Below are 24,813 nucleotides of genomic sequence, written 5' to 3'. Positions count from 1 at the left end.
CATGGGATTACGATTTACGGTATTGTCGAGCGGGTCGACGGGGAATGCGACGGTGGTCGCCAACGGGGAAGTAACGCTGTTGATCGATGCGGGCTTCAGCGCACGGCGGATCGACGAGCTGCTGTTGGAGCGGGAAGTCACGGGCCAGGACTTGACCGGGATTCTCGTCACGCATGAGCACTCCGATCATATCAAAGGTCTTGGCGCAGTCGCGAGAAAATACAATCTGCCCGTGTATGCCAACGAGAAAACGTGGAGCGCGATGGAAAAAGCCGTCGGGCAAATTCCGGACGAGAACCGCCGCGTATTCGGCACGGGAGACGCACACGATTTCGGGTCGCTGCGGGTGGAGTCGTTTGCGATTTCGCACGATGCGGCCGAACCGGTGGGCTACTGCTTCTACGACGGGAAAGAGAAGCTGAGCGTCTGCACGGACCTTGGCTACGCCAGCGATAAGGTCAAGGCGGCGATCGCGGACTCCGATGTGCTGGTGCTGGAAGCGAACCACGACATCGAGATGCTGCGGATGGGCCGCTATCCGTGGAATATCAAGCGGCGCATCCTTGGCGATATGGGACACTTGTCCAATGAAGCGACAGGCGAGCTGCTGAGCGAGCTTATGAACGGCCGGATCAAGCGGACGTATCTCGCCCATTTGAGCCGCGAGCATAACATGCCGGATCTTGCCCGGCTGGCGGTGCGGGGCTCCATGGAGGATCGCGGTTGCTTTTATAAGGACAGCGAGTTTAAATTGCGGGATACGTATTTCGACCGTCCTACACCGTGGGATACGGTGGCGGATCTATAAACCGGTCAAGCTCCGCAGCCTTTTGTTCGATTTCGCTGCGGGTGAGCACATTTTTCTCAATCAATAGCTCCATGATCGCGCTGAGCGTTACCAGTTGGTGGTAATGCTCTTCTTTCATATCGGCCAGTTTGGCGAGCACGTTGATTTCATGCATCGGCGAGGAATAGTTCGAATTCATGGTGCATGGACCTCCTTTATGGTGAAAAATACATACTGGCGGAAACGGCGGTCCTCCCCAAAAATTCCCTTGGAAGAGACCATCCGAATACCCTTCGGTTATGTTAGAATAAATCTATCAATCTATTGCTTAATACTTAGTGTAGTCCAGCATTTGCGAAAACATTCCGGCGGAATGAAAATTGCTTCGAAAATGCTTGAACGGTGAGCAACATTCGAACGGTTTATTGCGTTAAGATAGTAAAGAAATCGAACGGGAATATGGCTTTGCCGTCACGGCATAGAGTGAAGAGTGGCGATTAAGGAACACCCGCCTGCGGGTAAATACAGAAATAGATAGATGGGTTGCGGAAGCCGCGTATGGCCATGGAGGGGGAGAGACGGAGCATGGGATTGTTCGATGATGATTTTTATTCCACGAGGGTGCCGAGACGGCAGCTGCGCAGAAGCGGAGACACCGACCGGAGCTGGAGTTATGGGAACCGGCAGAGGAAAAGTTGGTCCACGCTGCAGATTTCCCTGTTTTCCTCGATCCTGAGCGCCGTGGTCGCCGTGCTGTTGTTCAGTTTGGTGACCGGACTTCCCTCGGGCGGAGGGAGAAGCAGCCATCCCGTGAGTGTCGCGGCCGGAGACAAGGGAGACCCCTTTAACCGGATCAGCACGGCGGCGGCGAAGGTGGCTCCGGCCGTGGTCAGCATTTTGAACCACAGCGACCTTGCCGGGGGAGATCCGGAGCAGGCGGCGCTGGGTTCGGGAGTTATTTTTATGAAGGATAAAGGGAAAGCCTTCATTATCACGAATACCCATGTGATCAGCGGCGCGGATGATCTGGAGATTGTGACGAGCGACGGGGAATCGAGAGAAGCCAAGGTGCTTGGCCAAGATTCGATCAATGATATCGCGGTGCTTGAAATGGACGGAAAAGGCGTGGGCACCGTGATCGAGATCGGGGATTCGAAGAAGCTTCTTCCCGGAGAAACAGTGATTGCCGTCGGGAATCCCCTAGGCCTTGGAGGGACGCTCACCTCGGGGATCGTCAGCTATACGAGCAGGCTGATTCCGGTTTCGCTGAGCCAGGACGGGGTGTACGATTGGGAGCAGGAGGTCATTCAGACCGACGCGGCCATTAATGAGGGGAACAGCGGCGGCGCGCTGGTGGATTTGAACGGCAAGCTGATCGGCATCAACACGATGAAGATTGCGGATACCGGTGTGGAAGGGCTCGGGTTTGCGATCCCGGTTAACGAGGTCATGAAGACCGTGGACGATCTGATGCTGTACGGCAAAGTGGTGCGTCCGTACTTGGGAGTGTACTCGCTGGATCTCAACAATCCGTATTCGCCCGTGACCGATGATCAGCGGAAGGAGTTAAATCTGCCGAGCCATGTGAACGAGGGCGTCATCGTGTTGGAGGCGCATGGTCCTGCCCAGGAGGCGGGCCTGAAATTGAACGATGTGATTACTCAGCTCGATAAGCAGCCGATCGGCTCGACGCTGGAGCTGCGGAGATATTTGTATGATCACAAAAAAATCGGTGAGGACATGGAAGTGACCTTCTACCGTGACGGGGAGCTCAAGACGGCAACCGTCAAGCTCTCCGACAAGCCGTCCGAGGCGGAGATCGAGGAAGGCCTGGAAGAAAAGTAGGTTGAATGAGCGGGGTTAAGGCCCCGAACATGAGGTATAGGTATTGTTTAGGCATGGAAAGCAAGAGTAAAGAGTGAACAGTCAAGTGTGAAGAGTGAAGGCCCCATTACATGAACAGTCGTAGCGGTAGGAGCGTCTGAAAGTGTAGATGGGGTCTTTTTTGTCCATCAGGGGTGGATTCTTGAGGCGTTTGTTTTTTGAGAAAAAGACAGTGGCTAAACGGGTAACGAGGAGAGCTCTTCTATCGGATTGTGCATATAGTATGTTAAGAGGGAACGGAACTACTAGATATTGAAAACCCGGCCTTGAGGGGAAGAATATCGGGTTGTCCTCTTTTAGGTGGACATTTTTCGGGTTTGTGTGTATCGGCTGAACACAAACAGGTGAGAGGCAAGGCTGGACTGACGGAAGGTTTGCTGCGGATACTGTGCGCGTACTTCTTGGCGAGGGGAGTTGGAGCGATGAGTTCACGGTTTTCGGGGAAAAACAGAACTTGGATGCTTGAGCGGATGGCGGAGGAACCGCTGGATGTTTTGGTGATCGGCGGAGGAATTACAGGTGCCGGGATTTTGCTGGACGCGGCGGCGCGGGGGATGCGGGCCGGACTGGTGGAGATGCAGGATTTTGCGGCGGGGACGTCGAGCCGCTCGACGAAGCTGGTCCATGGCGGGCTGCGGTATTTGAAGCAGCTCCAAATCGGCGTCGTGGCCGAGGTCGGACGGGAGCGGGCGATCGTCTATGAGAACGGGCCGCATGTGACGATACCGGAACGGATGCTGCTGCCGATTTATGAAGGCGGGACGTTTGGGCGCCGGAGCACATCGCTTGGCCTTCGGGTATATGACATGCTTGCCGGAGTGAAGCGGGCGGAGCGGCGGACGATGCTGACGGCTTCGGCGGCGCTGGAGGTGGAGCCGCTGTTGAAGCCGCAAGGACTGCTTGGCGGCGGCTACTATGTTGAGTACCGTACGGATGATGCGCGGCTGACGATCGAGGTGATGAAGGCCGCCATCTCGCAAAGGGCTTTGGCCGCCAATTATGCGCAAGTTACGAAGCTGCTGTATGAGGGAGACCAGGAGGCGGTGGCTGCGGCAAAAGGGTTGGTGAATGGGCAGGACACTCGGGACGAACTTAAGGATGGGAAGGGTGGCCGTTCGGCAAGTGCTGATGATGAGATGAACCGTCATGCGGAGAAGGCAGCAGTAAACAACCAAGCCAAGAGACGGATCATTGGAGCCGTCGTAAAGGATCTGGTGAGCGGCCGCGAGTTTGAACTGCGGGCCAGAAAGGTTGTCAATGCCGCGGGGCCGTGGGTAGACACGCTCCGCGAGCTGGACGGGTCCAAGCAGGGCAAAATGCTGCAGCTGACCAAGGGCGTGCACCTGGTGTTCGACCAGGGGCGTTTTCCGCTCCGGCAGGCGGTGTACTTCGATACGCCGGACGGGCGGATGGTGTTTGCCATTCCGCGGGAAGGCAAAACGTATGTAGGGACGACGGATACGGTGTACCGCGGCGATTTGATCCATCCGCGGATGACTGCCGGCGATCGGCAGTATCTTTTGGACGCGGTGAACGGGATGTTTCCGACGCTCGGGTTGACGGCGGAGGACGTGGAGTCGAGCTGGGCGGGGGTCCGGCCGCTGATCCATGAAGAAGGGAAATCGCCGTCGGAGATTTCGCGCAAGGATGAGATTTGGGAATCGGCTTCCGGCTTGATTACGATTGCGGGCGGCAAGCTGACCGGGTATCGCCGGATGGCCGAGACGGTCGTCGATCGGGTGGCGGCCGGCCTTTGGCGGGAGCACGGCCTGCGGTTTCGCGCCTGCCCGACCCGGAAGCTCCCGGTTTCGGGCGGATGCGTGGAGAGCGGGGAAGGGTTTGAGGATTTTGTTCGGGCGAAGCGTAGCGAAGCCGAAGCCCGGGGCGTGCCGGGAGAGCTGGCGGCGAAATGGGCCAGGATGTACGGTTCGAACGCGGACCGGCTGATTGAGCTGGCGGCATGCATGCTGCGGGAAGAAGCGGACGTGCAACGGGATGAAGCGATGCAGCGGACGGAAGCGGAATTCATGGAGGAGAAGGCGGATAAGCCGCCAGAAGAGATAGAGTTGCGGCAAGAAGAAGCGGGCCTATTGCGTAAGGAACCGCAGGCGAATCAGCTCTCGGAGCAGGCGGGGCCGGTGGCATCGCATGGGCGGTCGATTCCCCAAGAGGAAGCACGGTCCGTGACCGGGCCTGACGCGCTGCCGCTGGAGGTGAAGGTTCCGCTGCAGTACGCTTTGGATGAGGAGATGGTGGTGACGCCGGGGGATTTTTTTATCCGAAGAACGGGTTGGCTGCTGTTTGATACCGCTAGGGTACGGGAGTGGAAGAAAGCGGTGGCGGCATACATGGAACATCATTTCGGCTGGACGCCGGAGCAGAGGATCCGGTATGGGAATGAGCTTGCGCGGGCATTGGAAGGGGCGGTTGTGCCTGAGGCGGCTGAGGAAAACGGGACATGAGGGATTGGAACGCGCGATGTTTTTTTGGAATTACTTAAAATTAGAGGATTTAGTCATTTTTTGTCGAATTCTACCTAGGAAAATTTTATCAGCTTAGAGGAGAGGACAGAGGATGACGAACATGAATGGAAATAGAAGGTCGAGGAGACCGATGATGGCCGGGGTCATTGCAGCGGGGCTGATGTTTGCGGGAATCGGCTCGTGGACCCCTGCCCATGCGGCGGAAGCTACGGCTTTTAAAGATGTGCCGCGTACGCACTGGGCTTATGAGACGGTAATGTGGTCCAAGGATCAAGGGGTGTCCACCGGATACCCGGATGGAACCTTCCGGCCTTCGCAGGTGGTGACGGAGTCGGAATTTTTGGCAATGCTGCTGCGGGCTTATCCGGAGATCTCCCTGGCGGGAGCTCAAACGGGCCAGCCTTGGTATGCTCCTTATTATACATTTGCGGACGAGTCGCATTGGCCGGTTTACCAGGAGCCGTCAAGGCAGGTGACGCGAGGCCAAGTTGCGCAATTGCTCGCGGCCATGGCGGGGCAGGCATTAACAGAGACGGACGCGGTTCGGTATGTGCTTGACAAAGGGTTGGCGAAAGGCAAGCAGGGGAGCGACGTAGAGGGTTATGCCCCTCGCGATGTGCTGACCCGGGCGGAGGCGCAGACGTTTTTGTACCGGTTGAAGCAGACGGTGCCTAGCGTGACGGCGGAAGGGATTCGGCTGAAGGAGAATCCGGCAGTGCCTGGCTCGGATTTGCAGTCCGGATCCTCGACGGGTACCGGTGCGGGATCGGGGACGGATGCGGCTCAAGCGCAGAGCGGAATCCGGCTGCAAGGGGTCGCTATCGGCGATGCGGCGGACCGGGTCGTTGAAGCGCTGGGTCAACCTGCACGCAAGGACAAAACGTTGGCGGGTATGGAATGGTTTATTTACAATGCCGACTATACGCGTTATGCCCAAATCGGGGTGAAGGACGGAAAGGTCGTCGCTCTGTTTTCTAATGGGAAAGGGTGGCAGTTTGCATCCGGAGATACCCGCGGGCTGGAGGGCTTGACCAACCCGGCCGGAGCGGACAAGTTGTGGGGAGCGGCGGTATCTGACACGGACTATTATGTCGCTTATCAAGCCGAGGGAAGCTCGATCCGCTTGTATATTGATAAATTTGAGGGAGACCGTGTAGACGGCGTGCTGGTGATGGAAAAGTCGTTTGCGGATACATACCGAATGGCGACGCCCGCAGCGGCTGAGCTTCAAGCGATGGAGCTGGAAGTTTTCGATTTGGCGAACACGTTCCGGGTGGAGAAGGGCGTGAAGACGCTGGCCTGGAATGACATAATTGCCAAAGCCGCGCGTTTGCACAGCGAGGATATGGCGGCGCGGGATTATTTTGAACACACGAATCCGGAAGGGAAGTCTGCCGGTGATCGGATGATGGCCCAAGGTGCGGGCTCCTTCAAAACCTGGGGCGAAAATATCGCCGCCGGCTACGACAATGCGATCGACGCGCATTACGGATGGGTGAATTCCTCGGGCCATCGGGCCAATATGCTGAAAGAGACGTTTACGACGCTGGGTGTCGGCGTGGCGGACGGGGGAGATTACGGGATTTATTACACGCAAAACTTTTTTACGCCTCGGTGATCTTAGCATGGCGGTTTCATGGGATAGCTAAGAGAGCAAAAGAATTGGGAATCGCAGGAATCGTCCGGTTGGCGTGATCTGGGCGGTTCCTTTTTTTTGCGGAGTATGGTAGAACAGAGAAAGGACAACCTTGTAATTACAGAGCCCGCCGCGGCCTGCGGCAAAAGAAAGGATGCTTTGAGTTTATGTATGTAGTTTGCAAAGATCATGTGGAGCTGGCTATCGATATGTTCGTGGACGAGTTTGAGGATGCGCCGGACGTCGTCGATTTGGAACACACCAAGTTCATCGACTGGGAGCCCCCGGTGAAGTGCCAGGAATGCGAGAAGGAAGCGAGATTTTTAGTGGTGTAATCGGCTGGCGGGGTAGATCGGTTTATTTCAGGTGAAAAAGATGCCGAGAGGGCGGTTTTCTCAAATTGCGCGGGAGCGGGAGAAAGCGGCCTTTTTGCTTGTGGGCGGGGGTAGCAATATGTTGGGCGTGAGACATGCGTGCGTGTGTGGCTTGCTTTTGAGCGAGCATGCAAGCATGAGTGGGTGTGCGGTTTGCATAAGTGCATGAATGTGTGGATGCGTAAATGCGTAAATGCGTAAATGCGTAAATGCGTAAATGCGTAAATGCGTAAATGCGTGATTGATAAATGAGCGTGTGTGGCACGCACTTGTTTACGAAGGCGAGTCCATGCATGTGTGCATGTGCGTGTGAGTGTATGCGTGAGTGCGTGATATGTGCGCCAGTGTGAGTGCATGCATGCGTGCATAAGTGATAAGTGAGCGTGTGTGGCGCGAAATTGCTTACGAGGGGGCGAGTCCGTGAGCGCGTGAGTCCGTGACGAGGGTCTGTGTACGTGAATGTGCGAGTGTGCGTACGTGCGGGCGTGGGAGTTTACTTGCGGGGGCGAGGGTTTTTCGAGCGTAACGGAACTCAGCGACGTTATTTGGCTTGAAATGCCAGATTTTCGGTTGGTAACGGAAGCAGGAGACGTTATTTCGCCAAAAGGTGGCCTAGCGGTCGGATGGTCGGGGAAATAAGGTCCGCTGGTTCCGTTAAAGTTGCGATATGATCGGAAATGGGCATGATAAGGCCCGTACATTCCGTTAGAGTAGAGTTGCAGTCGTCGTTTGATTCACTTTTTGGCGGGAAGGATATTAAAAGTGGAGGACGGTACGCCGAAGGAGTGGTTTTGAATGGCAAAAAGAAACCGGCTGCAGTGGACGGCGGGAATTTGCGTGCTGACGGGAGGGCTGTTGTTTATCGCGGCTACCCTGATGCATCCGCCGGCGACGAACCCGTGGACCGGGAATGAGGTCATCGCCATGGTTGCGGAGATGAAAGCTTACTGGCAGTTCGACCATGCCCTGATGCTGCTGGCCGATTTGTTGTGGCTGGGCGGATTGGCGGCAGGAGCGGCGTCTTACGAAGAGTGGAGGCTGGATCGGGAGGCGAAAGTGAGGGAGTTTCCCAATCACGTGAGACCGCTCGCGGGACTCGCTTCGCGTTTGTTCGTCGCCGCATTGACGATGTGGGTGCTGATCCTGGCGATGGAGATGACGGTGTTTCCCGTCCTGTCCGGACAGTGGGGCCGGATTTCGGGCGAATTCGGCGCGGATGCGCTCGGTGTCGGCCTGTTTGCTTTTGGCATTATGGCGGGGGATTTTGCGATGATGCTGGCTTGGATCGGCGTGAGTTTGCTGGGAGCAGGGCTATTGAGAACGGCTGGGGACGATCCTCGTTTTGTTCACATTCGTAGATGGCTTGCCATGATCGGAATTGGATGCGGAATCTGGGGCGCGGTCGGCACTCCCGTTTCGCTGCTGCTCCCGGATTGGAGTATCGTGCTTTTCCCGCTGACCTCGGGACCAGTGTTTTTGTGGACGTTTGTACTCGGGTGGAAGTGGGCACGGGGAAGATAGGCTTAGCTCAGCACAGGCCTTCGGGCTTGATTACATATGGAATTTCAACGATATAAAAAGAAGAAAAGGGGAATTTGATTTGTTCATTCAAATTATTGCGGTCGGCAAATTGAAGGAAAAATATTTGGTGCAGGGCATCGCGGAGTATGCGAAGCGGCTGGGGCCGTACGTGAAGTTCCAGGTTCTCGAGGTACCCGACGAGAAGGCCCCGGAAACGATGAGCGACGCGGAGGTCGCTCAGGTAAAAGCGCGAGAGGGCGAACGCATTCTCGCGCTGGTGAAGAGCGATGCGCATGTCATCGCTCTGGACGTCGGCGGCGAGCTGTGGAGCTCGGAGGAGCTCGCCGCCGCGATCGACAGGCTCGGCACCTACGGGACGAGCCATGTCGTGTTTGTCATCGGTGGCAGCCACGGGCTCGCCGAAGCCGTCGTCCGCCGCGCGCAGCAGCGGCTGTCGTTCGGGCGCATGACGCTGCCCCATCAGCTAATGCGCCTGGTGCTGGTGGAGCAGATTTATCGGGCGGTGAAGATTAATCGGGGGGAACCGTATCATAAATAGGGCGAAATTTATTAAGAGAGAACTGATGAATTTTTGTAAGCAGTAAAATAGTAGGTTTTCAAGTAGCGAATGATAATTAATAACAAAGTAAATATATAAATGAATTCATGGGCATCCGGTAGGGTGCCTTTATTATTTATTAGCTCAGTTCCCTCTCGAATCTAACAGGCTAATTTGAAAAAAATATGTCGAAAAAGAATTAATTCATATTCAATTCTAATTTTATTCTGTAAAATAGGAATATGATGGCAAATTAGGAAGATGGGTTGTGAGTACCTTGTCACGAAGCGCTGACTATACGATACAAGGCTTTATTTATCAATTTAATAAAACACTACTAGAAATTTTAAATGATGAAGATGATGCAATAATTTCAATTGAAGGCATCATTGAGGATATAGAAATAACCACTGCCCGCACAACAAGGGCGATACAGTGTAAATATCATGAAGAACAGGACAATTTCACCCTAGGTAATGTGTACAAACCTATTCTTCAGATGATGGAACATTATTTTGATAACGTAGACAAGGATATAGAGTATAAACTCTATGCGCATTTCCCAAATGAAAGAGAGGGCAGTAATTATGAGATAAGTGAGGAACACATTAAGACAATACTCCAATCGCGCGATCAGAGGTTTCAGAAAATTATTAATAAGATAAATGGAAATGTTGATATTCCAGGTTTTCTTGAACGTTTTACTTTGGAATTTGGTGCTTCATTGCAGGTAATTATTGAACGTATCACTATGTCTCTGGAGAGAAATGGTCTACCGAGGGATGACATTGATACTTTATTTTACCCCAATGCCATCCAGATGATTGCAGACCTGAGTATACTTCATGAGCCTCAACAAAGGGTTGTTAAGAAATCATCAATGTTAGAGGCTCTACAGCAAATTAGGAAAACAGCAATTACAAGATGGACACGATCATTGCAAACATTGGATAAGATTTTGTCCTCTAGAAGGAAACAGTTGAAAACTAATCTTGACAAGAACTCTAGGTTGCGATATTTATTTTTATCCCAACAATCTATTAATAATTTCAACGATGAAATAGTAAATTTCATATCCGATTTTATAAATAAGTATCATTTTAAAGAGGTTCACGATAAAACACCACTAATTTGTATAGATTGTTCACAAGAGGTTTTTAAAGAGCTACGAGTAAGATTACATAAAAAGAATATTAGATACAATGATGGATTAGTAACTGACGAATATTTTGATAAGAATAAATTTCTGACAGGACCTGTAAGAGGAAAGATAGGGAAGCAATTCTATTCTGATTTCCAAGTACGACTTCTACGATTTGATGAGAATGAAATCGGAATATTAAATGAAACAAAATGTGATGATTTTTTTCTGTTTACAGACACTGTGCCTGACTTTGATTTTCAAGACGTAAACGTTGAGCATATAAATCTGAATGAAATCAATCAAATCAAATTTGTTATGGGAATGGTGGACACTTATGAGTAATGTGATTGGTAAAGTATTGTCTAGTTCTCCTGATAGTATTGTTGTTACAATACAAAGTTTAAAGGCCCTTGAAGATAACAAGGATAAATTACAAATTGGACAATATCTAAAAATAGCAGATGGAAACAGTAATTACATTGTGAGCGTGATAAATAATATTAAAGTAATGGATTACAGTGTTGTGGATGACATTAAACTAATAATTGAAACGCAACCAATAGGCAGTATAGTTGAAAACGACTTCCGTAGGGGAACTAAAAATTTGCCTGTTCCAACAGAACCTGTATATGTATTAGATGCAGGAATGCTTGATCGTATTTTTGGGGCAGGTGCAGAATATAATTTCCCTATTGGTGTTCTGTCTCAGAATGAGAACATTCAAGTAAAAGTAAATGGTGACAAGTTTTTTGGGAAACATATTGCTATTGTAGGCTCTACTGGTGCAGGTAAATCATGTACAGTAGCAAAAATACTACAAGGAGCCGTGGGAATTAATAATTCGCTAAACATTAATTTAGGAGAGCAAAAGAATTCTCACATTATAATATTCGACATACACTCCGAATATTCCGCTGCTTTTACACTAGCGGAAGAGCAAAATTTCACTTTAAACAATCTGTCCGTGGATAAAATGAAACTACCCTATTGGCTAATGAATTCAGAAGAGTTGGAATCATTATTTATAGAGAGCAACGAGAATAATTCCCACAATCAGATTTCAATGTTTAAAAATGCCGTCATCTTTAACAAGGAAAAACATAATCCTACAATTAACGACATTACGTATGATACGCCTGTCTATTTTGATATTAAAGAAGTATTTAATTATATCGAAAACATGAACAGAGAAGTGATTAGTAAGCTTGAAACCGAAAATTGTCCAAAATTAGCAGACAATACATTGGTAAGAGATCGTAAACAACTCTATTTTGATGACGTATATGAATTTGTGCCGCAGTCTACAGCCGCTGCAACTAAAGCATCTAATGGTCCCTTCCATGGCGAGTTTAATCGATTCTTGTCCAGATTAGAAACGAAACTTACCGATAAAAGGTTAAATTTCTTGTTGAATCCTACCAAAGAAGATGGTGGACTGTATTCGACTGATGACTTTGAAGAACTCATGAAGCAGTTTTTAGGATATCTAAATAGAGCAAATGTCACAATAGTTGATCTTAGTGGAGTGCCTTTTGAGGTTCTGAGTATAACAGTTAGTTTGGTCGCAAGATTAGTATTTGATTTTAGTTTCCATTATTCAAAAATCCAACATGATAGAGAGTTACTTAATGATATCCCAGTAATGATTGTTTGCGAGGAAGCTCACAATTATATTCCGCGTAACGGTGGAGCCGAATATAATTCATCAAAAAAATCTATTGAACGAATTGCCAAAGAAGGGAGAAAATATGGGTTAAGTTTAATGGTTGTAAGTCAAAGGCCTTCTGAAGTATCGGATACAATACTAGCGCAGTGTAATAATTTTGTTTCACTTCGTTTAACAAATCCAAATGATCAAAATTTTGTGAAAAACCTCATGCCAGATAGTACAAAAAGTCTTGGGGAAATACTCCCGAATCTTGGGCAGGGTGAGTGCATAGTCGTAGGCGATTCAATAATAATGCCTACGGTGATAAAGATGGAAAAACCGATGCCGGAACCGAAATCGCAAAGTGTCCCATTCAATCAAGAATGGGAGCAACCATGGAAACAGGTAACCTTCTCAGATATTATTAAACGTTGGAGAAAAGAGGAAGGATTATTAGAACAGTAATTCTAAGTTAGGGATGCTTGTGCATCCCTTTTATCTATTCTATTAATACCAAGCGACTCAAAATTCATGAGTTTCTTATTTTTCTAATCTACTTTGAGTACGATAAGTACGTTCAGTAGTAGAGGCTTGAAGGTTATAATGGCTACATGAATGAGTTTGAGTCAATCATTATGTAGCAACTTCAATCAGACGTAACTAGCTTTTAAATAATGGGAGGTGAATATACAGTCAAATTTTATTTAAGTATTCGCCTTTAGATTGAAAAGGAAGCGTATTTAAGAGGCGAAATCATTTTTGTCAAGTATAGTTTGAAGGTTCAAAGGTTACTCAGATTCGGGTGTTCTTAAAATTTAATCTTTAAATATGGGAAGGGGGACGCATCATAAGTGTGGGAGATTTTTTATAATTTAAAAATAGTAATGAGGCTTGTTTATTCAGAAGGTCTTACATTAAAGAGTCAGAATTAGCTCATCGCTAGGATTAGTTACATGATATAATTTCTGTAATGTTAACTGATAGGTGGTGTAAACATTTTTGAAAAGAGCATCAAAAGAGGATTTATTGAATTTCAAACAATCTTTAAGTTCACTTCAAGCATCAGAGACTAAAGATGAAGTTGCAACTGCGGTAGAAGAATTACCGATTGTGGGTAAAGAACTTGTTATGAGTTTTGTAGAAAAGGCGAAATCAAAAGAAAAGTTATCAGTAGAAGAACAGATCGAATATTTAAAATTTAAAGGAATCACTTTCATTTCCTATAATGAGTCACTGGCCAAAGAAATATTAACGGATCGAACTTATTATTATAAAGTTACTGCTTTTAGAAAAAACTTCAACAAAGATAAAGATAACAAATACGAAAATATTGATTTTTCAATTTTAAATGATTTAGCTACAATAGATATGCATTTTAGGTATTTGTTTTTAAAGTTGTCTTTAGATATTGAACATAATATAAAGTCTTTGATTATTCGTTTGATAACTGAAAGTGACGAAGATGGTTATAAAATTATTGATGAGTATAAGAAATTTGAGTTAGAAGGTTATAGACAAAAACTTATAAAAAAAGAACTTTCACTTGAAGAAATTGATAATAAAATGAAAAGATATGAAACTATTGATAAAAAGCTATTTGAAGCATACAAGTCTAAAAGAGATTATAGCTATGACTTGATTGTAAAAAGAAAAAATAAACCTTCCATTTGGGTTCTTATTGAATTAATGTCTTATGGTCAATTATGCTTCTTTATTACTTTTTATATTCAAAACAAGAAATACAAATATAAAGAATTAAAACTGGCGAATAGTCTATTATTTGATTCGAAAAATATTAGAGATTCATCAGCGCATAGTAGACCTATTATTTTTAATATTGTTGGGCCTAATCAATTTTTGATATCTGATGACAAGCATATTAAATTGCAAGTTCGAAATTATTTAACTCAAACTTGTAACATAAGTAATTCAATTACTAATATTCGACTTAGAAACCTTAAAGTACATGATATTAGTGCCCTATTGTATTTACATGATTATTATGTTAAAGGAAGAACTACAAGAATTGAACGTAAAAAAGAATTACTGAGTCTTATTAAAAGGTGTAGATTGAAGAAATCCTATTATGAAGAACATCAAGAGTTTGAGGAAATAATATATATTTTATTCAAATTGATCAGAAACTACAAAGTGAAAACTTGAAATTTCCTTATTGACATGATTATTTTACAGTGATAAGATTCTTTGTAGATGAAAGACCCTTCCGCAAGGTCGTCTGGAAAATAGGGTAACAGCTATTTCTAGATTAAAGGAATAAAATCCTTGAAACAATTATTACTTGTGTAATTGTTTCAGGGATTTTTTTATATCTAAATTAATTATTAAATCAGTCTTACTATATCACAGAGATCATATGATAAATGCGGTCTCGAGTTGAAAGCGTGGAAGGCCTATCCAGGACTATGACTATTTTGGATAGGCTTTCTTTTGGGCCACCTGTAACTCCTACTCTTTGAGTCGTACTATTTGATGCAATTATTAGAATGAATTATTTTGTGAATTTATCACTTAATAGCGTCTGACAATGCCGTGCCGAGATATTTGCTGAAGCATGGTTACTCTCCTGGTGCCGTTTAAATTTCGCCTATAGACGATACGCTTAACCGTATCACAAGTAAGGCGAACTGCTGTTTCCTGCCTGGAGATCTTTAAAAAACGTCTGTTTGAGGCATTATGCGTTACGAATGTGAAAATCGGTTGTAATATACCCAATATCATCGGTTGAAAATTCCCCACCTATTGCCGACATACTCTCCGAAGGGAGAGAGTCGAGATTGGTCAAGAACGGGGAGTGTTTCAAGATGAAGGATATGAAGGCAAGGGGCATGAGCGTCACCCAGATCGCAGATGAGCTGGGACGTGACCGTAAGACGGTTAGAAAGTATTTGCAGGTAGAGGAGCACATCCGTTACGTGAGACGAAATCCGGCAGCCGGCAAGCTGGACGCTTACAAGGAATACATACGGAACCGTATGGAAGAAGGCTGTCTCAATGCGAGCGTCATCTTAGACGAGATCCGAGAGAAGGGCTATACGGGCAGCAGTACCATTCTTCGCGTCTTCATGCAACCGCTTCGACCAGCGGTTCAGTCTAAGGCGACCGAGCGGTTTGAGACGAAGCCTGGCGAGCAGTCGCAGGTAGATTGGGGTCACTTCAGAGTAGACCACGACGGCCGATTGAAGCGTCTCTACGCATTTGTCATGGTGCTTGGCTACTCCCGAGCAATGTATCTAGAGTTCACCGAGGACGAGCGTCTGGACACGCTCATGGGCTGTCATACGAGAGCTTTCGAGTACTTCGGCGGAATTACCCAAAGCTGTCTCTACGACAATATGAAAACAGTCGTAACCGGACAGGACGAAAGCGGCGAGGCGATCTGGAATGAGCAGTTTGCCCGGTTTGCAAAGCACTATGGCTTCACGCTTCGCCGTTGCAAACCCTATAGGCCAAGAACCAAAGGTAAAGTAGAAAACGGTGTCGGCTACGTGCGAAAGAACTTTTGGCCGCGCATACGCACCTTCACGGGATTGCAAGATCTCAACGCGCAGGCCAAGCAATGGCTCGATACGGTCGCGAATAATCGTCTGCACGGCACGACGTTCAGGGTGCCACGCGAGCTATGGAAAGAAGAGTGTCTCAGTCCTGTAAATGACGTCGCCTTTGCTTACGCCGAGCGGCATCAGAGAAGAGTATCCAGCGACTGCTACGTTTCGTATGAGGCGAACCGATATACTGTCCCGTTTGCTTACGTGGGCTCTATCGTGGAGGTGCAGGATGAGAGGAACGGCACGCTGCGCTTCTACTGCGGCAGACAGCTCATCGCCGAGCATACCAAATCCATGGGACGACACCAAATTATAAGCAATAAAAAACACTTCGAGGGCATTCGCAGCACATCGAGTCGTCCGGTTGGAGAGCCCACGCCTCGTTATGTCAGCCAAATCGCACCAGAAGTGTCAGAGCGCTCGCTATCGGTCTATGACTCGCTCATGGAAGAGGCGGTGCTCCAATGATTCTGCAAGAGAGACTGGAGGCGGCGATCCGCCACTTTGGGTGGGTTCGCATACCGGAAATCATCCATCAGCACGCCGAAGAAGCGTCTAAAGCGAATATACCGTATCTGGAGTTCCTGGACAAGCTATTGGCTGAAGAAATGATTGCCAAGCACGACCGGTACATCCAAACAAGGACGCGCCTCGCTCATCTACCGTTCCATAAAACGCTGGACCAGTTCGATTTTGCCTTCCAGCCATCGGTCGATGAGCGCAGGATCCGCGACCTCTCAACGCTTCGCTTCGTGGCGCATCAAGAGAATCTCATTTTCCTCGGACCGCCTGGTGTAGGTAAGACGCACCTCGCTGTAGCGTTGGGCCTTGAGGCCATAAAGAAGCGACATTCCGTCTACTTCATCACAGCACATGACCTAGTGCAGACACTACAGACGGCTCACTTGACCAACACGATCAAACAGAAAATGAGGATGTTCACCAAGCCCGACCTGCTCATCATCGATGAGATCGGGTACCGAAAGATGGACGAGACCGCTGCCCACTTCTTCTTCCAGATCGTCTCTGAGCGTTATGAGCGCGGTTCTATCCTGCTTACGTCTAACAAGACGTTTGGCGCTTGGGGTGATATATTCGGCGATACGGTGCTGGCGACGGCCATCCTCGACCGCCTCCTCCATCACTCCAGTACCGTTAACATCAAGGGAGAGAGCTACCGTATTAAGGAGAAGAAAAAGGCCGGCTTCTTCCGCCCTGAACCTACAGAGGACGATGAAGCCGACCGATGAAACTGGGGAATTTTAGACCGATACTTTTGGGGAATTTTAAACCGATGTTGACACGAATGACTATTGTCAAAAAAACAATTGTTTCAAAGCCTGCTGAATTTGGCAACTGATCCAGTCGCTTCAGATTCTTCAGCAAGTGAGAAGTGATTGCATTCAGAATCGGCATCCTTGGATTGCGCTAGCCGGTATCCTTTCATTTTATAGTGGTAGTGAAATGTTGCGCTCGGTCATAAAAGGGATTAATTTACGAAATGCTATTGTGCTTGCAGCCTGTCCATCTCGTTGATAAGCATTATAATCGTTCTCGAAAGTTTCCTGCATTTCTTCCGATAAGTGGCGGATGTATCGATGCGCGCATTCGCGTATTTGTTCAGGTGAGCCGAAGTCAACCACCAGGTCTAGAACGTCAAGAATATAGAATTCCATTGGATTTGCCTGCGGCAAAAACCATCCGGTCTGGATGACCTCCTCAAGGATCTCCTCAAGATTAGTCTCGTACTTGTCCATCAATGGAACGACCCTATTTTGAATCAACGTGACTATTTCTGCCAATTCCCGCTCTCGGGTGGCTTCCTTGGCCAAATTCCATACCTTGCCTTTGTCCCGGAAGTTGCTCAAGCTGATCTCCCAGTATACTTTTCCGCTGTGCGTATTTATGATTCGGCAATTGGTATTAAACTCCAAATAAATGCCGGCTATATTGGAAGAGTGACTTAAAAAACATATCTCAGCTGTAAAGGGACCGAGTGGTTTAATCATCTTTCTTCTGGATTTATTGTATTTGAAACCGCATGGCGCGCAGGCCGCGGCAATCCTCGAACAACATTCCCGAAAAATATCCTTGCCAGTTGGATAATCTGTCATATCGCTTCATCTCCATATTTCTTATTTCGTTTAATCTAAAAAGGTATAGCTACACAGCCATTTTCATTTGTCTTCAAGCTTTTAGTTCCCGTTAGATGTTATGGGGAACCGTATCACAAGTAGGGCGAACAGTTTGATTATGCATCTCGAGAGAGGTACATTTTTTCGTCCCTAAATTACAGCAAGATGTGGAAAGTAGATCGAAAACCGGTATGTTATCTTATTTCCAAGAAAAGAAAGGAGTAGAGAAGATGATATTAGAGCCAGGGCACTAAAGATGAGAGTCAGCAGGAAGTTTTTTGACAGGCGCATATATATGATAGGCCGAGTCAGAATTGTGGACGTCCCCAAAAACTTGAATGAGTTCAATATCGGTTTCTGCCGTTTCCTGCCTGGAGATCTTTAAAAAACGAGCATAGTCACTTTTCAGTACATCCCCAATGTCAAGCAGATTACCACAATAGTTGAATCTTGCACAAAAAATTTGCGGCACATCAACCGTGAAATAATAAGGCTCATCGATTTCAATACTGCTTGGGATCCCGAATAGAACCTTAAACCGGGTTGAATCGGGTTGACAGTTTGAATAAATGACGTAGCAGGGACCATTTATGGTTTCATCAATTTGGCTTAGCAGCATTTCTGAATGTGCGCGAATCTTCTCCTTATAATCATCATTGGCTAAATCCACTTCAAAAGCGATTCCGCTGATTCGGGTCTCCTCGAATTCAGTCAGGGTGAAATCCGCGACGACATCGCCGTTAATGTTTTTAATGGGTCTATTCACGACTGTAGGTATGGGGACTGGGGAGATGGTTGTGATTCCTGCTTTTACAGAACTTGGAGCTGCACCGTATTGTCGTTTGAAAGCGCGAGTGAAAGAGGATTGCGTACCGAAGTTAAGCTGATAGGCAATGTCGGTCAGAGACTTGTTTTTATCAAGAATCAAGGTTAAGGATGCATTCAATCTTCTGGATAGGATGTATTGGCTTAACGTACAGCCCATCATAGCAGAGAACAGCCGATGAAAATAATATTTAGACATGTTGAAGGCATTGGCTACGGATTCCACGGTTAAGGAATGTTGTAAATGGTCCTCGATATGGATCAAAGCACGTTCGATGACTTCGTTATGGTTCATAATAACTCCTTCTATCAAGTGTTTGCAGGCTATTTTGTACCAAGTATACCATACGGGCATCAGCAAAAAATGATTTCTCAGGAGGAAAAATGCGAGACAAAAGGAATGCCAGAATACTGGGGATTTTTTATATCGTAGCTGCATTGTCGTCAATCATAGCGGTGGTTTTGTACGGGCCTGTTCTGTCGGAGCAATGGCAGATGGCCGCGGCCAATGGATCGGAAACGAAGGTCTTAATCGGTGTATTAAATGATCTCCTGCTTGTGGTTACGGCTGTTGGTACTTCAATCATGCTATTTCCTTACGTTCGGCTCTGGAATGAACACCTTGCATTGGGATATTTATGTTTTCGGTTTATGGAGGCTGTTTTTATTGCAATCGGAATCCTAAGTATATTAGGCTTGTTACGGCTTAGTACGTATTATAGTACGGCCGGCTTAGCAAATACAGCCAGTCTCGAGCCTATAGGGTTATTGCTGCAGGATATTTATCGCTGGACGGCTATGTTGGGTCCCAATCTCATGTTAGGCATCAATACAAGTCTATATAGTTATTTGCTCTATCGAACAGGCTATGTGCCTAAACCGATAGCGATTTTCGGAATGCTTACAGCAGTTATGGTTTTTGTGGCTGGTTTATTGCAAATGTTCGGAATTATTGGACCATATTCGGCTGTAAAAGGATTGGTCGCACTGCCTGTAGGCGTTTATGAGATGACCTTGGCAGTCTGGTTGATTGTGAAGGGATTTCATCGGGATAACCTGCAAAAAATGAGATCGCCTGCTGCTTGATTCTCGCTTATTTCACAGCGATAGCGGGTGGATTACAAAGCGGAGATACTTGCTTACGACCATGTTGAAGACCATATCCTCAAACTAGCGGACGCGTTAACCGAAGGGATCATCAAATAGTTTCAGGAAAGGTTTTATTGAGTAGAGGGCACCCGATGGGTGCCTTTCGACTTCGCTTTATAGGTGTTATGGAGAACCGTATCACAAATGAGGCGAAATTTTCGGTCCGCGACGGCGCAAGAAAGTTCGCTTTTGAGATGATATGTAGAGCCTATCATAAGTGACGGCGACAAATGTTGGCGTTGGAAAGTGAAAAGGGTAATGGAAGATTAGTGATGGAGGTTGTTATTTATGCGTCAATCCCTCAAGGGACGGCTCTAAGGGGAGACTTTTGTATGGGGAAATACGACGGTCCGACCGCTTTCCAGTTTTGAGAAAGCGGTTTTGTTGCGTCTACACACTATTCATAGCATTCATGAAGCTAACCACAAACGAGATAACAAAGGCAAGCACATTCAAAGAGGTCGCGACGATTCCGCATACTAATCCTGCAATTGCCATACCGCGTCCTCGCACCTGTACTCGCTTCATTTCTTTAAACGATAAAGACGAGAGCACAATCGCAACGATACCGCTAAAGAGGCCGATGATTCCAAGGACTATGATTCCTCCTAATGGCAAAGTAATTAAGGATAGTATACCTAGTATTAAAGAGGTAATTGCTTTGCCACTGGTCTTCGCTTGTAGCGGAACGTGAGATGGGGTATGCGGAGAAAACCCGTATTGTGGCTCTTTGTAATTGTTATCCAAGGAATATCCTCCTATTAATGAGTCATTATTCCTATTATACTTCTCGTAGTAAATTACTGTAAATCTATCTCGTAAATTTTTAATATTGCCGAATCGCAAACTCCTCTCTAATCCCCATATCATAACCTTTACCCCCAATTTACGTTAATGTATAGAACAAAAATAAAAACCTGTTTTTTAGGAGTGATTGCGTTGTTGGAAATGCTGCGGCAACAATACGATTGGATCAGATCCGCCAGACAAAACCTGTTTACGTTCCTGGAAGAGCTGCCCCCTCAACGATTACATCAAACGGTTCCCGACTTTGGTCATGGAACGATCATTCGAACTCATCTTCATGTGGTTGACAGTTATATGTTCTGGTTGGGATCCTTCGCGTTTAAGAAAATAAACGAACATAGGGATATCCCTATACAGGAAATTGAAAACGCTGATGTGAGCTACGACCGTAAAATATTTGCTCAAGTAGATGAACTCGTACAAAGGTTCTTATACGAATACAACAATCGTTGGTCTGAACCGATTGAACAAGACGAGAGCTGGCAAGGTTATCCCAAGGCACCTACTCCTTTGCTGCTGATCACTCATGCGATGACACATGAATTCCATCACAAAGGTCAAATCGTATTGATGGCAAAACGTCTGGGTTACCCGCCTCCAGCCGATGATCGGTTAGGCGGACTGTTCACCTGAGGCATAAGAAGGGGCGCGATCTGCCTGCCACTTTTATGGCTGGAAAGATAAGCGCTTTGGTTGTCGGGCGGTACGCCGCAATACTAGCGTATATCTCATATACATGTGAACTTAAAAGGCTCTCCAATGATTTTAAACGGTGATGACAGGAGAGCCTTTTATCTTTTATCTCAAGGCACCTTTGGATTAACTGGTGATTACTTCATGCAAATGTTGGGAAATAACGGTGGAAGCCTACTACTTCTGTTTTTTCCGGGCCCGGTATTGCTGCGGCGTTACGCCGACCACTCGTTTGAATAAGTTTGAAAAGCTTCCTAAACTGACATACCCTACGTTCTCTGCAATGTCAGTGATCTTGTATTCGGTTGCTTCCAGCAAACGCTTGGCTTCTTCGATCCGTTCCTGAATGATGACATCCGACAAGGATAAGCCGGTTTCCTTCTTGAACATTCTTGATAAATAGGCCGGGTTCAGGTAGACATGGGCGGCCAGCTCCTCCCGGGTGATCTCTTGGTTCAGGCGGGAACGAATATATTGTCTGATCTTGGCGACGACAGCGGAAGATACGCAGTTGCTTGTCCTAAGCAGACGTACGGTTGCCGCGAGACATTCTTTTGTCCAGTGTTGCAGGGCAGCGGGGTGCTTCGGGTAACTTTCTTTGTCCGTTAAGGTTTTTAACTCCTCTGATTTGTGCAAGGACAAGCCTTTTTTGGCCAATGTAGTATGAATAATGAAGAGTACCCCATGGATGAGCTGACGATGCGATTCATTACTCCATTGATCTCCCCTGAGGTTCGAAAACCATTGCTTAATACGCCGGTCCAACTCTTCCAGTTCGCCGAGTTCCAACACGGTTGCCCACTCTGCAAACAAATTCATTGGTGCTGCCATTGGTATTGGATCGAGGATTTTAGCCGCAGGCGGATCGAGCGGTGTGAACACTTGGCGGGAACTGTTTAAATTGCGTTGCTCTCTCTCCGTTACATAGGTGTAGGCGCTTAGGATATCCTGAAGGTAAACCGCCGGGCTGATATAGATAGATAAGGAGCATTGAAGCAGCCGTTCACATGCGCTCAGGAATGTCTTGCCGTTACGTTCAAGCTTGTTGCTTACAGGGCTGCCTTCGTCCCTCTCATAGATGACAGCCAGATTGTAGCCTACATGATCCTGCAAGATGGCGCCTTCCAGCCCATCCAGGAGCAGTTCCTCGGCCAGATTGCGAAGCGCGTACTCCATAATGGTCTCATCGCGCGCGCTCAGGTTTTCCTTCCATTGCTCCAAGCCTAACAGGGCGATATAATATCGGTCCCCCGGCTTTAAATCCAAATTGTAGGTTTGCGCAAATACTTGTAAGGAATCCGGACGGAGTGAAGCCCGCTGGCTTAGAATGTCCTGCCAGAATCGTTCCACTAATATAGGCAGCTGATGCTCCCATTTTCTTCGGTAGTCCCGCATAAGCGCCTCAAATTGCTGTTGTTCTTTCTGTCTGTCGATTCCCGCTATCGCTTCGCACACGACTTTCTTTAATTCCTCATAATCAACGGGCTTCAGCAAATAATGGAATGCCCCATGCTGGAGAGCCCGCTGTGCATACTCGAAATCAGCGTGGCAGGTGAGCATAATCGTAAGCGTACCTGGTGAGTACTGCTTCACCCAGGCCAGCAAGTCCAATCCGTTTGTCCCCGGCATCTCGATATCACAAATCAGTAAATCCACCGGATGCTGCTTCAGGCACGCTATTGCAAGCTCCGCGTTCTCCGCGAGGCAGACGTCCGCAACGCCCAACTCGTTCCAGTTAATGCCCTGCTGCAAACCGAGTAAGGCGAAATACTGGTCATCCACGATTAAGACTCGGTATTTATGCATATTTCAGCCTCCTCTCATAGGCAGTTTGATGTCCACGACACCGCCCCCCTGAGGATCGTTATGAAAGGAGAGCTCCGCTCGTTGGTCATAGAACATATTCAGTCGTCTGCGAACGTTCCAAATTCCAATTTGGCGGTCCGTCGGATCTTTTTCGTATAATCCAAGATTAAGTACATCCAGTTGCTGCCCGGAGAATCCCGGCCCGGAATCTTTGATTTGGATGGCTATGCAGGATTCTTCGTCGTTCAAAGTCTCCTCTTTCACGGTGATGCTGACTCTAAATGGTTGTGAGTTATTTATAAATCCATGCTTGATGGCATTCTCCACAAAAGGCTGGATGAGTAAGGGCGGGACGAGAACGTTCTCGAGCTCCTTCGGAAGCTGCTCTTGAAAGTCCAGCCTGTCCGGGTACATGACCATCTGAATTTCCATATAATTGCGAATATGATTCAACTCGCTTGTAAGCGTGATCCACGTATCGTTGGTGCTCATAATGAACCGGAAATAAGATACTAAATGGCTGATCACTTTCTTAATTAGTGAGTACTTTTTAAGCTCTACGAGATGATAGACGATATTTAATGAGTTCATAAAAAAATGAGGATTAATCTGAGCTTGAAGATGCTTCAGCTCGGCTTGCTGCACTTTCATTTGTTCTTCGTATACATCAATCTTAAGATCGCCGATTTGTTCGGCCATCCGGTTGAACTGTTGCGTAATCAGCTGGAATTCCTTGCTTTTCCCGTCCTTCAGACGGTGTTCCAGGTGTCCTTTGCCGAGGATGCGCATCCCGCTCGCCAACTGCTGGATCGGCTTAAATACAAGCCGGCTCAATAGAATAAGCAGAATAACCATGATGATAACAATGGCGATAGGTATGCTCTTAATGATGCGTTGGAAAATAGGCAGCTCTTCCAATATCGATTTTTCGTCCAGCAGAATAAATACGTTGAGGTTTGAAAATAGAGAAGGCTTGTCCACGAACAGATAGTTGCTTCCATTGCTGAGGCGAATGGAGGTGCCTGTACCGTTGGACTGATCATTCAGATGGCTGCGGATCCGCTGGAGATCCTCGTTGGAGAATTCGCCCCACAGCAATTTGCCGTCTTTGGAAATGATGCCAACCCTTCCGTCGTCGCCCTCTGCGGATTCCAATTGGATTAGAGGCTGGGCTAATGAGTCAATGCTGACGAGCACGCCGATCAGAAGCCTTCCGCTTTTATCCGGCAACACCTTATACAACACAGGCTCACCCCCGATGGTCACGAATTCCCAATTCAGGGATGTAGGAAGCTGGGAACCTTTCAGTTGGGAGGATAACCCGGAACTGATGGCGTCCTTCTCTTGGTAATACTCTTTTTGACTGCTGAGAAACAGTTCTTTCCGGTCAAGATGGTACACGAATACACTGCGGATAATGGTGTAGTAGCTGACATCGCTATACCATTGATCCATCAGCTTACGGATCGATAAGTAGTAGCTGACGCTGTCGGGAGGACTCTCCGAATATAGCTCCAGCAGCATGTTCTCGTTGGCCGACCGCAGCAAATAGATGCTGGTCTGCTCCAGCAATTCGTCGAGAGAGCCTAGGTGCAGGGTCAGCGTATCCGACGCGGATTTGGCGACCTTCTCACGAACGATGTTCGTTGAATAAATGTTGGTATAGTAAAGAAAGAGAAAAAGAGGCGTCACTAGAAGCAGGACGAGAGCGCTCACTTTAAATCGTAATGATAATTTCAACGGTCCCTCTCCTTTTCCGGATGGATCGACGCCTGAGCGGCACGAAAGGGAAAGAC

20 protein-coding genes are annotated in these 24,813 nt (G+C 47.3%); 14 read left to right on the top strand and 6 right to left on the bottom strand.

Features of this window, described 5'->3' with window-relative positions; all coding sequences use genetic code 11:
* Position 1: 1 nt before the first annotated feature.
* On the top strand, positions 2-808 hold the full coding sequence (locus tag ACSFXJ_RS25915; RefSeq protein ID WP_435923182.1) for an MBL fold metallo-hydrolase: 807 nt from the start codon (positions 2-4) through the stop codon (positions 806-808).
* Here ACSFXJ_RS25915 and ACSFXJ_RS25910 read toward each other — a convergent pair.
* Positions 777-986, bottom strand: coding sequence for a hypothetical protein (locus ACSFXJ_RS25910; RefSeq protein ID WP_435923181.1), 210 nt, complete (start codon positions 984-986; stop codon positions 777-779). The two genes, ACSFXJ_RS25915 and ACSFXJ_RS25910, sit on opposite strands and share 32 nt — an antisense overlap.
* 386 nt (positions 987-1,372) lie before the next feature.
* On the opposite strand from ACSFXJ_RS25910, the gene ACSFXJ_RS25905 reads away from it, so the two are divergent.
* The 11 genes from ACSFXJ_RS25905 to istB all read left to right on the top strand — a co-directional run bounded on the left by ACSFXJ_RS25905 (position 1,373) and on the right by istB (position 16,852).
* On the top strand, positions 1,373-2,632 hold the full coding sequence (locus ACSFXJ_RS25905; protein WP_435923180.1) for a S1C family serine protease: 1,260 nt from the start codon (positions 1,373-1,375) through the stop codon (positions 2,630-2,632).
* Between the two features lie 461 nt (positions 2,633-3,093).
* Positions 3,094-5,133 (top strand): glycerol-3-phosphate dehydrogenase/oxidase, encoded by a 2,040-nt coding sequence (locus ACSFXJ_RS25900; RefSeq protein WP_435923179.1) that lies wholly within the window; start codon positions 3,094-3,096, stop codon positions 5,131-5,133.
* Between the two features lie 112 nt (positions 5,134-5,245).
* A complete protein-coding gene (locus ACSFXJ_RS25895; RefSeq protein WP_435923178.1) occupies positions 5,246-6,772 on the top strand; it encodes a CAP domain-containing protein in 1,527 nt (508 codons plus the stop codon).
* 185 nt (positions 6,773-6,957) lie between these two features.
* Positions 6,958-7,125, top strand: a complete 168-nt coding sequence (locus ACSFXJ_RS25890) for a CxxH/CxxC protein (protein ID WP_435923177.1) — start codon at positions 6,958-6,960, stop codon at positions 7,123-7,125.
* An 834-nt stretch (positions 7,126-7,959) separates the two neighbouring features.
* Positions 7,960-8,685: a hypothetical protein gene (locus ACSFXJ_RS25885; protein ID WP_435923176.1), complete on the top strand. Its 726-nt coding sequence runs from the start codon at positions 7,960-7,962 to the stop codon at positions 8,683-8,685.
* Positions 8,686-8,764: 79 nt separating this feature from the next.
* Positions 8,765-9,244 carry a 23S rRNA (pseudouridine(1915)-N(3))-methyltransferase RlmH gene (gene rlmH / locus ACSFXJ_RS25880; RefSeq protein WP_435925872.1) on the top strand — a complete coding sequence of 160 codons (480 nt, stop codon included), beginning with the start codon at positions 8,765-8,767 and terminating at the stop codon, positions 9,242-9,244.
* 268 nt (positions 9,245-9,512) lie between these two features.
* Complete coding sequence (locus tag ACSFXJ_RS25875) at positions 9,513-10,730, top strand: hypothetical protein (protein ID WP_435923175.1); 1,218 nt, start codon at positions 9,513-9,515, stop codon at positions 10,728-10,730.
* Entirely contained in the window at positions 10,723-12,501 is a 1,779-nt protein-coding gene (locus ACSFXJ_RS25870) for an ATP-binding protein (protein ID WP_435923174.1), read from the top strand. Before ACSFXJ_RS25875 ends, ACSFXJ_RS25870 begins: the two co-directional genes overlap by 8 nt.
* Before the next feature lie 534 nt (positions 12,502-13,035).
* Entirely contained in the window at positions 13,036-14,199 is a 1,164-nt protein-coding gene (locus ACSFXJ_RS25865; protein WP_435923173.1) for an Abi family protein, read from the top strand.
* Between the two features lie 659 nt (positions 14,200-14,858).
* Positions 14,859-16,070 (top strand): IS21 family transposase, encoded by a 1,212-nt coding sequence (gene istA, locus ACSFXJ_RS25860; protein WP_435921274.1) that lies wholly within the window; start codon positions 14,859-14,861, stop codon positions 16,068-16,070.
* Positions 16,067-16,852, top strand: a complete 786-nt coding sequence (gene istB, locus ACSFXJ_RS25855; RefSeq protein WP_435921273.1) for an IS21-like element helper ATPase IstB — start codon at positions 16,067-16,069, stop codon at positions 16,850-16,852. The genes istA and istB overlap by 4 nt, the downstream gene beginning before the upstream one ends.
* A gap of 198 nt (positions 16,853-17,050) precedes the next feature.
* Here istB and ACSFXJ_RS25850 read toward each other — a convergent pair whose 3' ends face one another.
* Both ACSFXJ_RS25850 and ACSFXJ_RS25845 read right to left on the bottom strand, forming a co-directional pair.
* The gene (locus ACSFXJ_RS25850; protein WP_435923172.1) at positions 17,051-17,716 is read right to left on the bottom strand and encodes a hypothetical protein; all 666 of its coding nucleotides are present in this window, start codon (positions 17,714-17,716) and stop codon (positions 17,051-17,053) included.
* Positions 17,717-17,987: 271 nt separating this feature from the next.
* Positions 17,988-18,857, bottom strand: coding sequence for a helix-turn-helix transcriptional regulator (locus tag ACSFXJ_RS25845; RefSeq protein ID WP_435923171.1), 870 nt, complete (start codon positions 18,855-18,857; stop codon positions 17,988-17,990).
* Between the two features lie 89 nt (positions 18,858-18,946).
* On the opposite strand from ACSFXJ_RS25845, the gene ACSFXJ_RS25840 reads away from it, so the two are divergent.
* The gene (locus tag ACSFXJ_RS25840) at positions 18,947-19,648 is read left to right on the top strand and encodes a DUF4386 domain-containing protein (protein ID WP_435923170.1); all 702 of its coding nucleotides are present in this window, start codon (positions 18,947-18,949) and stop codon (positions 19,646-19,648) included.
* Positions 19,649-20,101: 453 nt separating this feature from the next.
* Here the strand turns inward: ACSFXJ_RS25840 and ACSFXJ_RS25835 are convergent, their stop codons facing one another.
* Complete coding sequence (locus ACSFXJ_RS25835) at positions 20,102-20,458, bottom strand: DUF4190 domain-containing protein (RefSeq protein WP_435923169.1); 357 nt, start codon at positions 20,456-20,458, stop codon at positions 20,102-20,104.
* Between the two features lie 192 nt (positions 20,459-20,650).
* Here ACSFXJ_RS25835 and ACSFXJ_RS25830 point away from each other — a divergent pair, with 192 nt between their 5' ends.
* A complete protein-coding gene (locus tag ACSFXJ_RS25830; protein WP_435923168.1) occupies positions 20,651-21,151 on the top strand; it encodes a DinB family protein in 501 nt (166 codons plus the stop codon).
* A 237-nt stretch (positions 21,152-21,388) separates the two neighbouring features.
* Here ACSFXJ_RS25830 and ACSFXJ_RS25825 read toward each other — a convergent pair whose 3' ends face one another.
* Together ACSFXJ_RS25825 and ACSFXJ_RS25820 are read right to left on the bottom strand one after the other, a co-directional pair.
* Positions 21,389-23,017, bottom strand: coding sequence for a response regulator transcription factor (locus tag ACSFXJ_RS25825; RefSeq protein WP_435923167.1), 1,629 nt, complete (start codon positions 23,015-23,017; stop codon positions 21,389-21,391).
* Positions 23,018-23,020: 3 nt separating this feature from the next.
* Positions 23,021-24,757, bottom strand: a complete 1,737-nt coding sequence (locus ACSFXJ_RS25820) for a histidine kinase (protein WP_435923166.1) — start codon at positions 24,755-24,757, stop codon at positions 23,021-23,023.
* Positions 24,758-24,813: the final 56 nt, after the last annotated feature.

The sequence above is a fragment of the Paenibacillus salivarius genome, from assembly GCF_051307165.1.
In the GTDB taxonomy this organism is placed as follows: domain Bacteria; phylum Bacillota; class Bacilli; order Paenibacillales; family Paenibacillaceae; genus Fontibacillus.
Note: the sequence above shows the minus strand (reverse complement) of the source record. Positions and strands in the feature narration are given on the sequence as shown.

Coding starts and splice junctions, on each gene's coding strand:
- ACSFXJ_RS25915 (WP_435923182.1), top strand. CDS start 2: ATGGGATTACGATTTACGGTATTGTCGAGCGGGTCGACGGGGAATGCG.
- ACSFXJ_RS25910 (WP_435923181.1), bottom strand. CDS start 986: ATGAATTCGAACTATTCCTCGCCGATGCATGAAATCAACGTGCTCGCC.
- ACSFXJ_RS25905 (WP_435923180.1), top strand. CDS start 1,373: ATGGGATTGTTCGATGATGATTTTTATTCCACGAGGGTGCCGAGACGG.
- ACSFXJ_RS25900 (WP_435923179.1), top strand. CDS start 3,094: ATGAGTTCACGGTTTTCGGGGAAAAACAGAACTTGGATGCTTGAGCGG.
- ACSFXJ_RS25895 (WP_435923178.1), top strand. CDS start 5,246: ATGACGAACATGAATGGAAATAGAAGGTCGAGGAGACCGATGATGGCC.
- ACSFXJ_RS25890 (WP_435923177.1), top strand. CDS start 6,958: ATGTATGTAGTTTGCAAAGATCATGTGGAGCTGGCTATCGATATGTTC.
- ACSFXJ_RS25885 (WP_435923176.1), top strand. CDS start 7,960: ATGGCAAAAAGAAACCGGCTGCAGTGGACGGCGGGAATTTGCGTGCTG.
- ACSFXJ_RS25870 (WP_435923174.1), top strand. CDS start 10,723: ATGAGTAATGTGATTGGTAAAGTATTGTCTAGTTCTCCTGATAGTATT.
- istA (WP_435921274.1), top strand. CDS start 14,859: ATGAAGGATATGAAGGCAAGGGGCATGAGCGTCACCCAGATCGCAGAT.
- istB (WP_435921273.1), top strand. CDS start 16,067: ATGATTCTGCAAGAGAGACTGGAGGCGGCGATCCGCCACTTTGGGTGG.
- ACSFXJ_RS25850 (WP_435923172.1), bottom strand. CDS start 17,716: ATGACAGATTATCCAACTGGCAAGGATATTTTTCGGGAATGTTGTTCG.
- ACSFXJ_RS25845 (WP_435923171.1), bottom strand. CDS start 18,857: ATGAACCATAACGAAGTCATCGAACGTGCTTTGATCCATATCGAGGAC.
- ACSFXJ_RS25840 (WP_435923170.1), top strand. CDS start 18,947: ATGCGAGACAAAAGGAATGCCAGAATACTGGGGATTTTTTATATCGTA.
- ACSFXJ_RS25825 (WP_435923167.1), bottom strand. CDS start 23,017: ATGCATAAATACCGAGTCTTAATCGTGGATGACCAGTATTTCGCCTTA.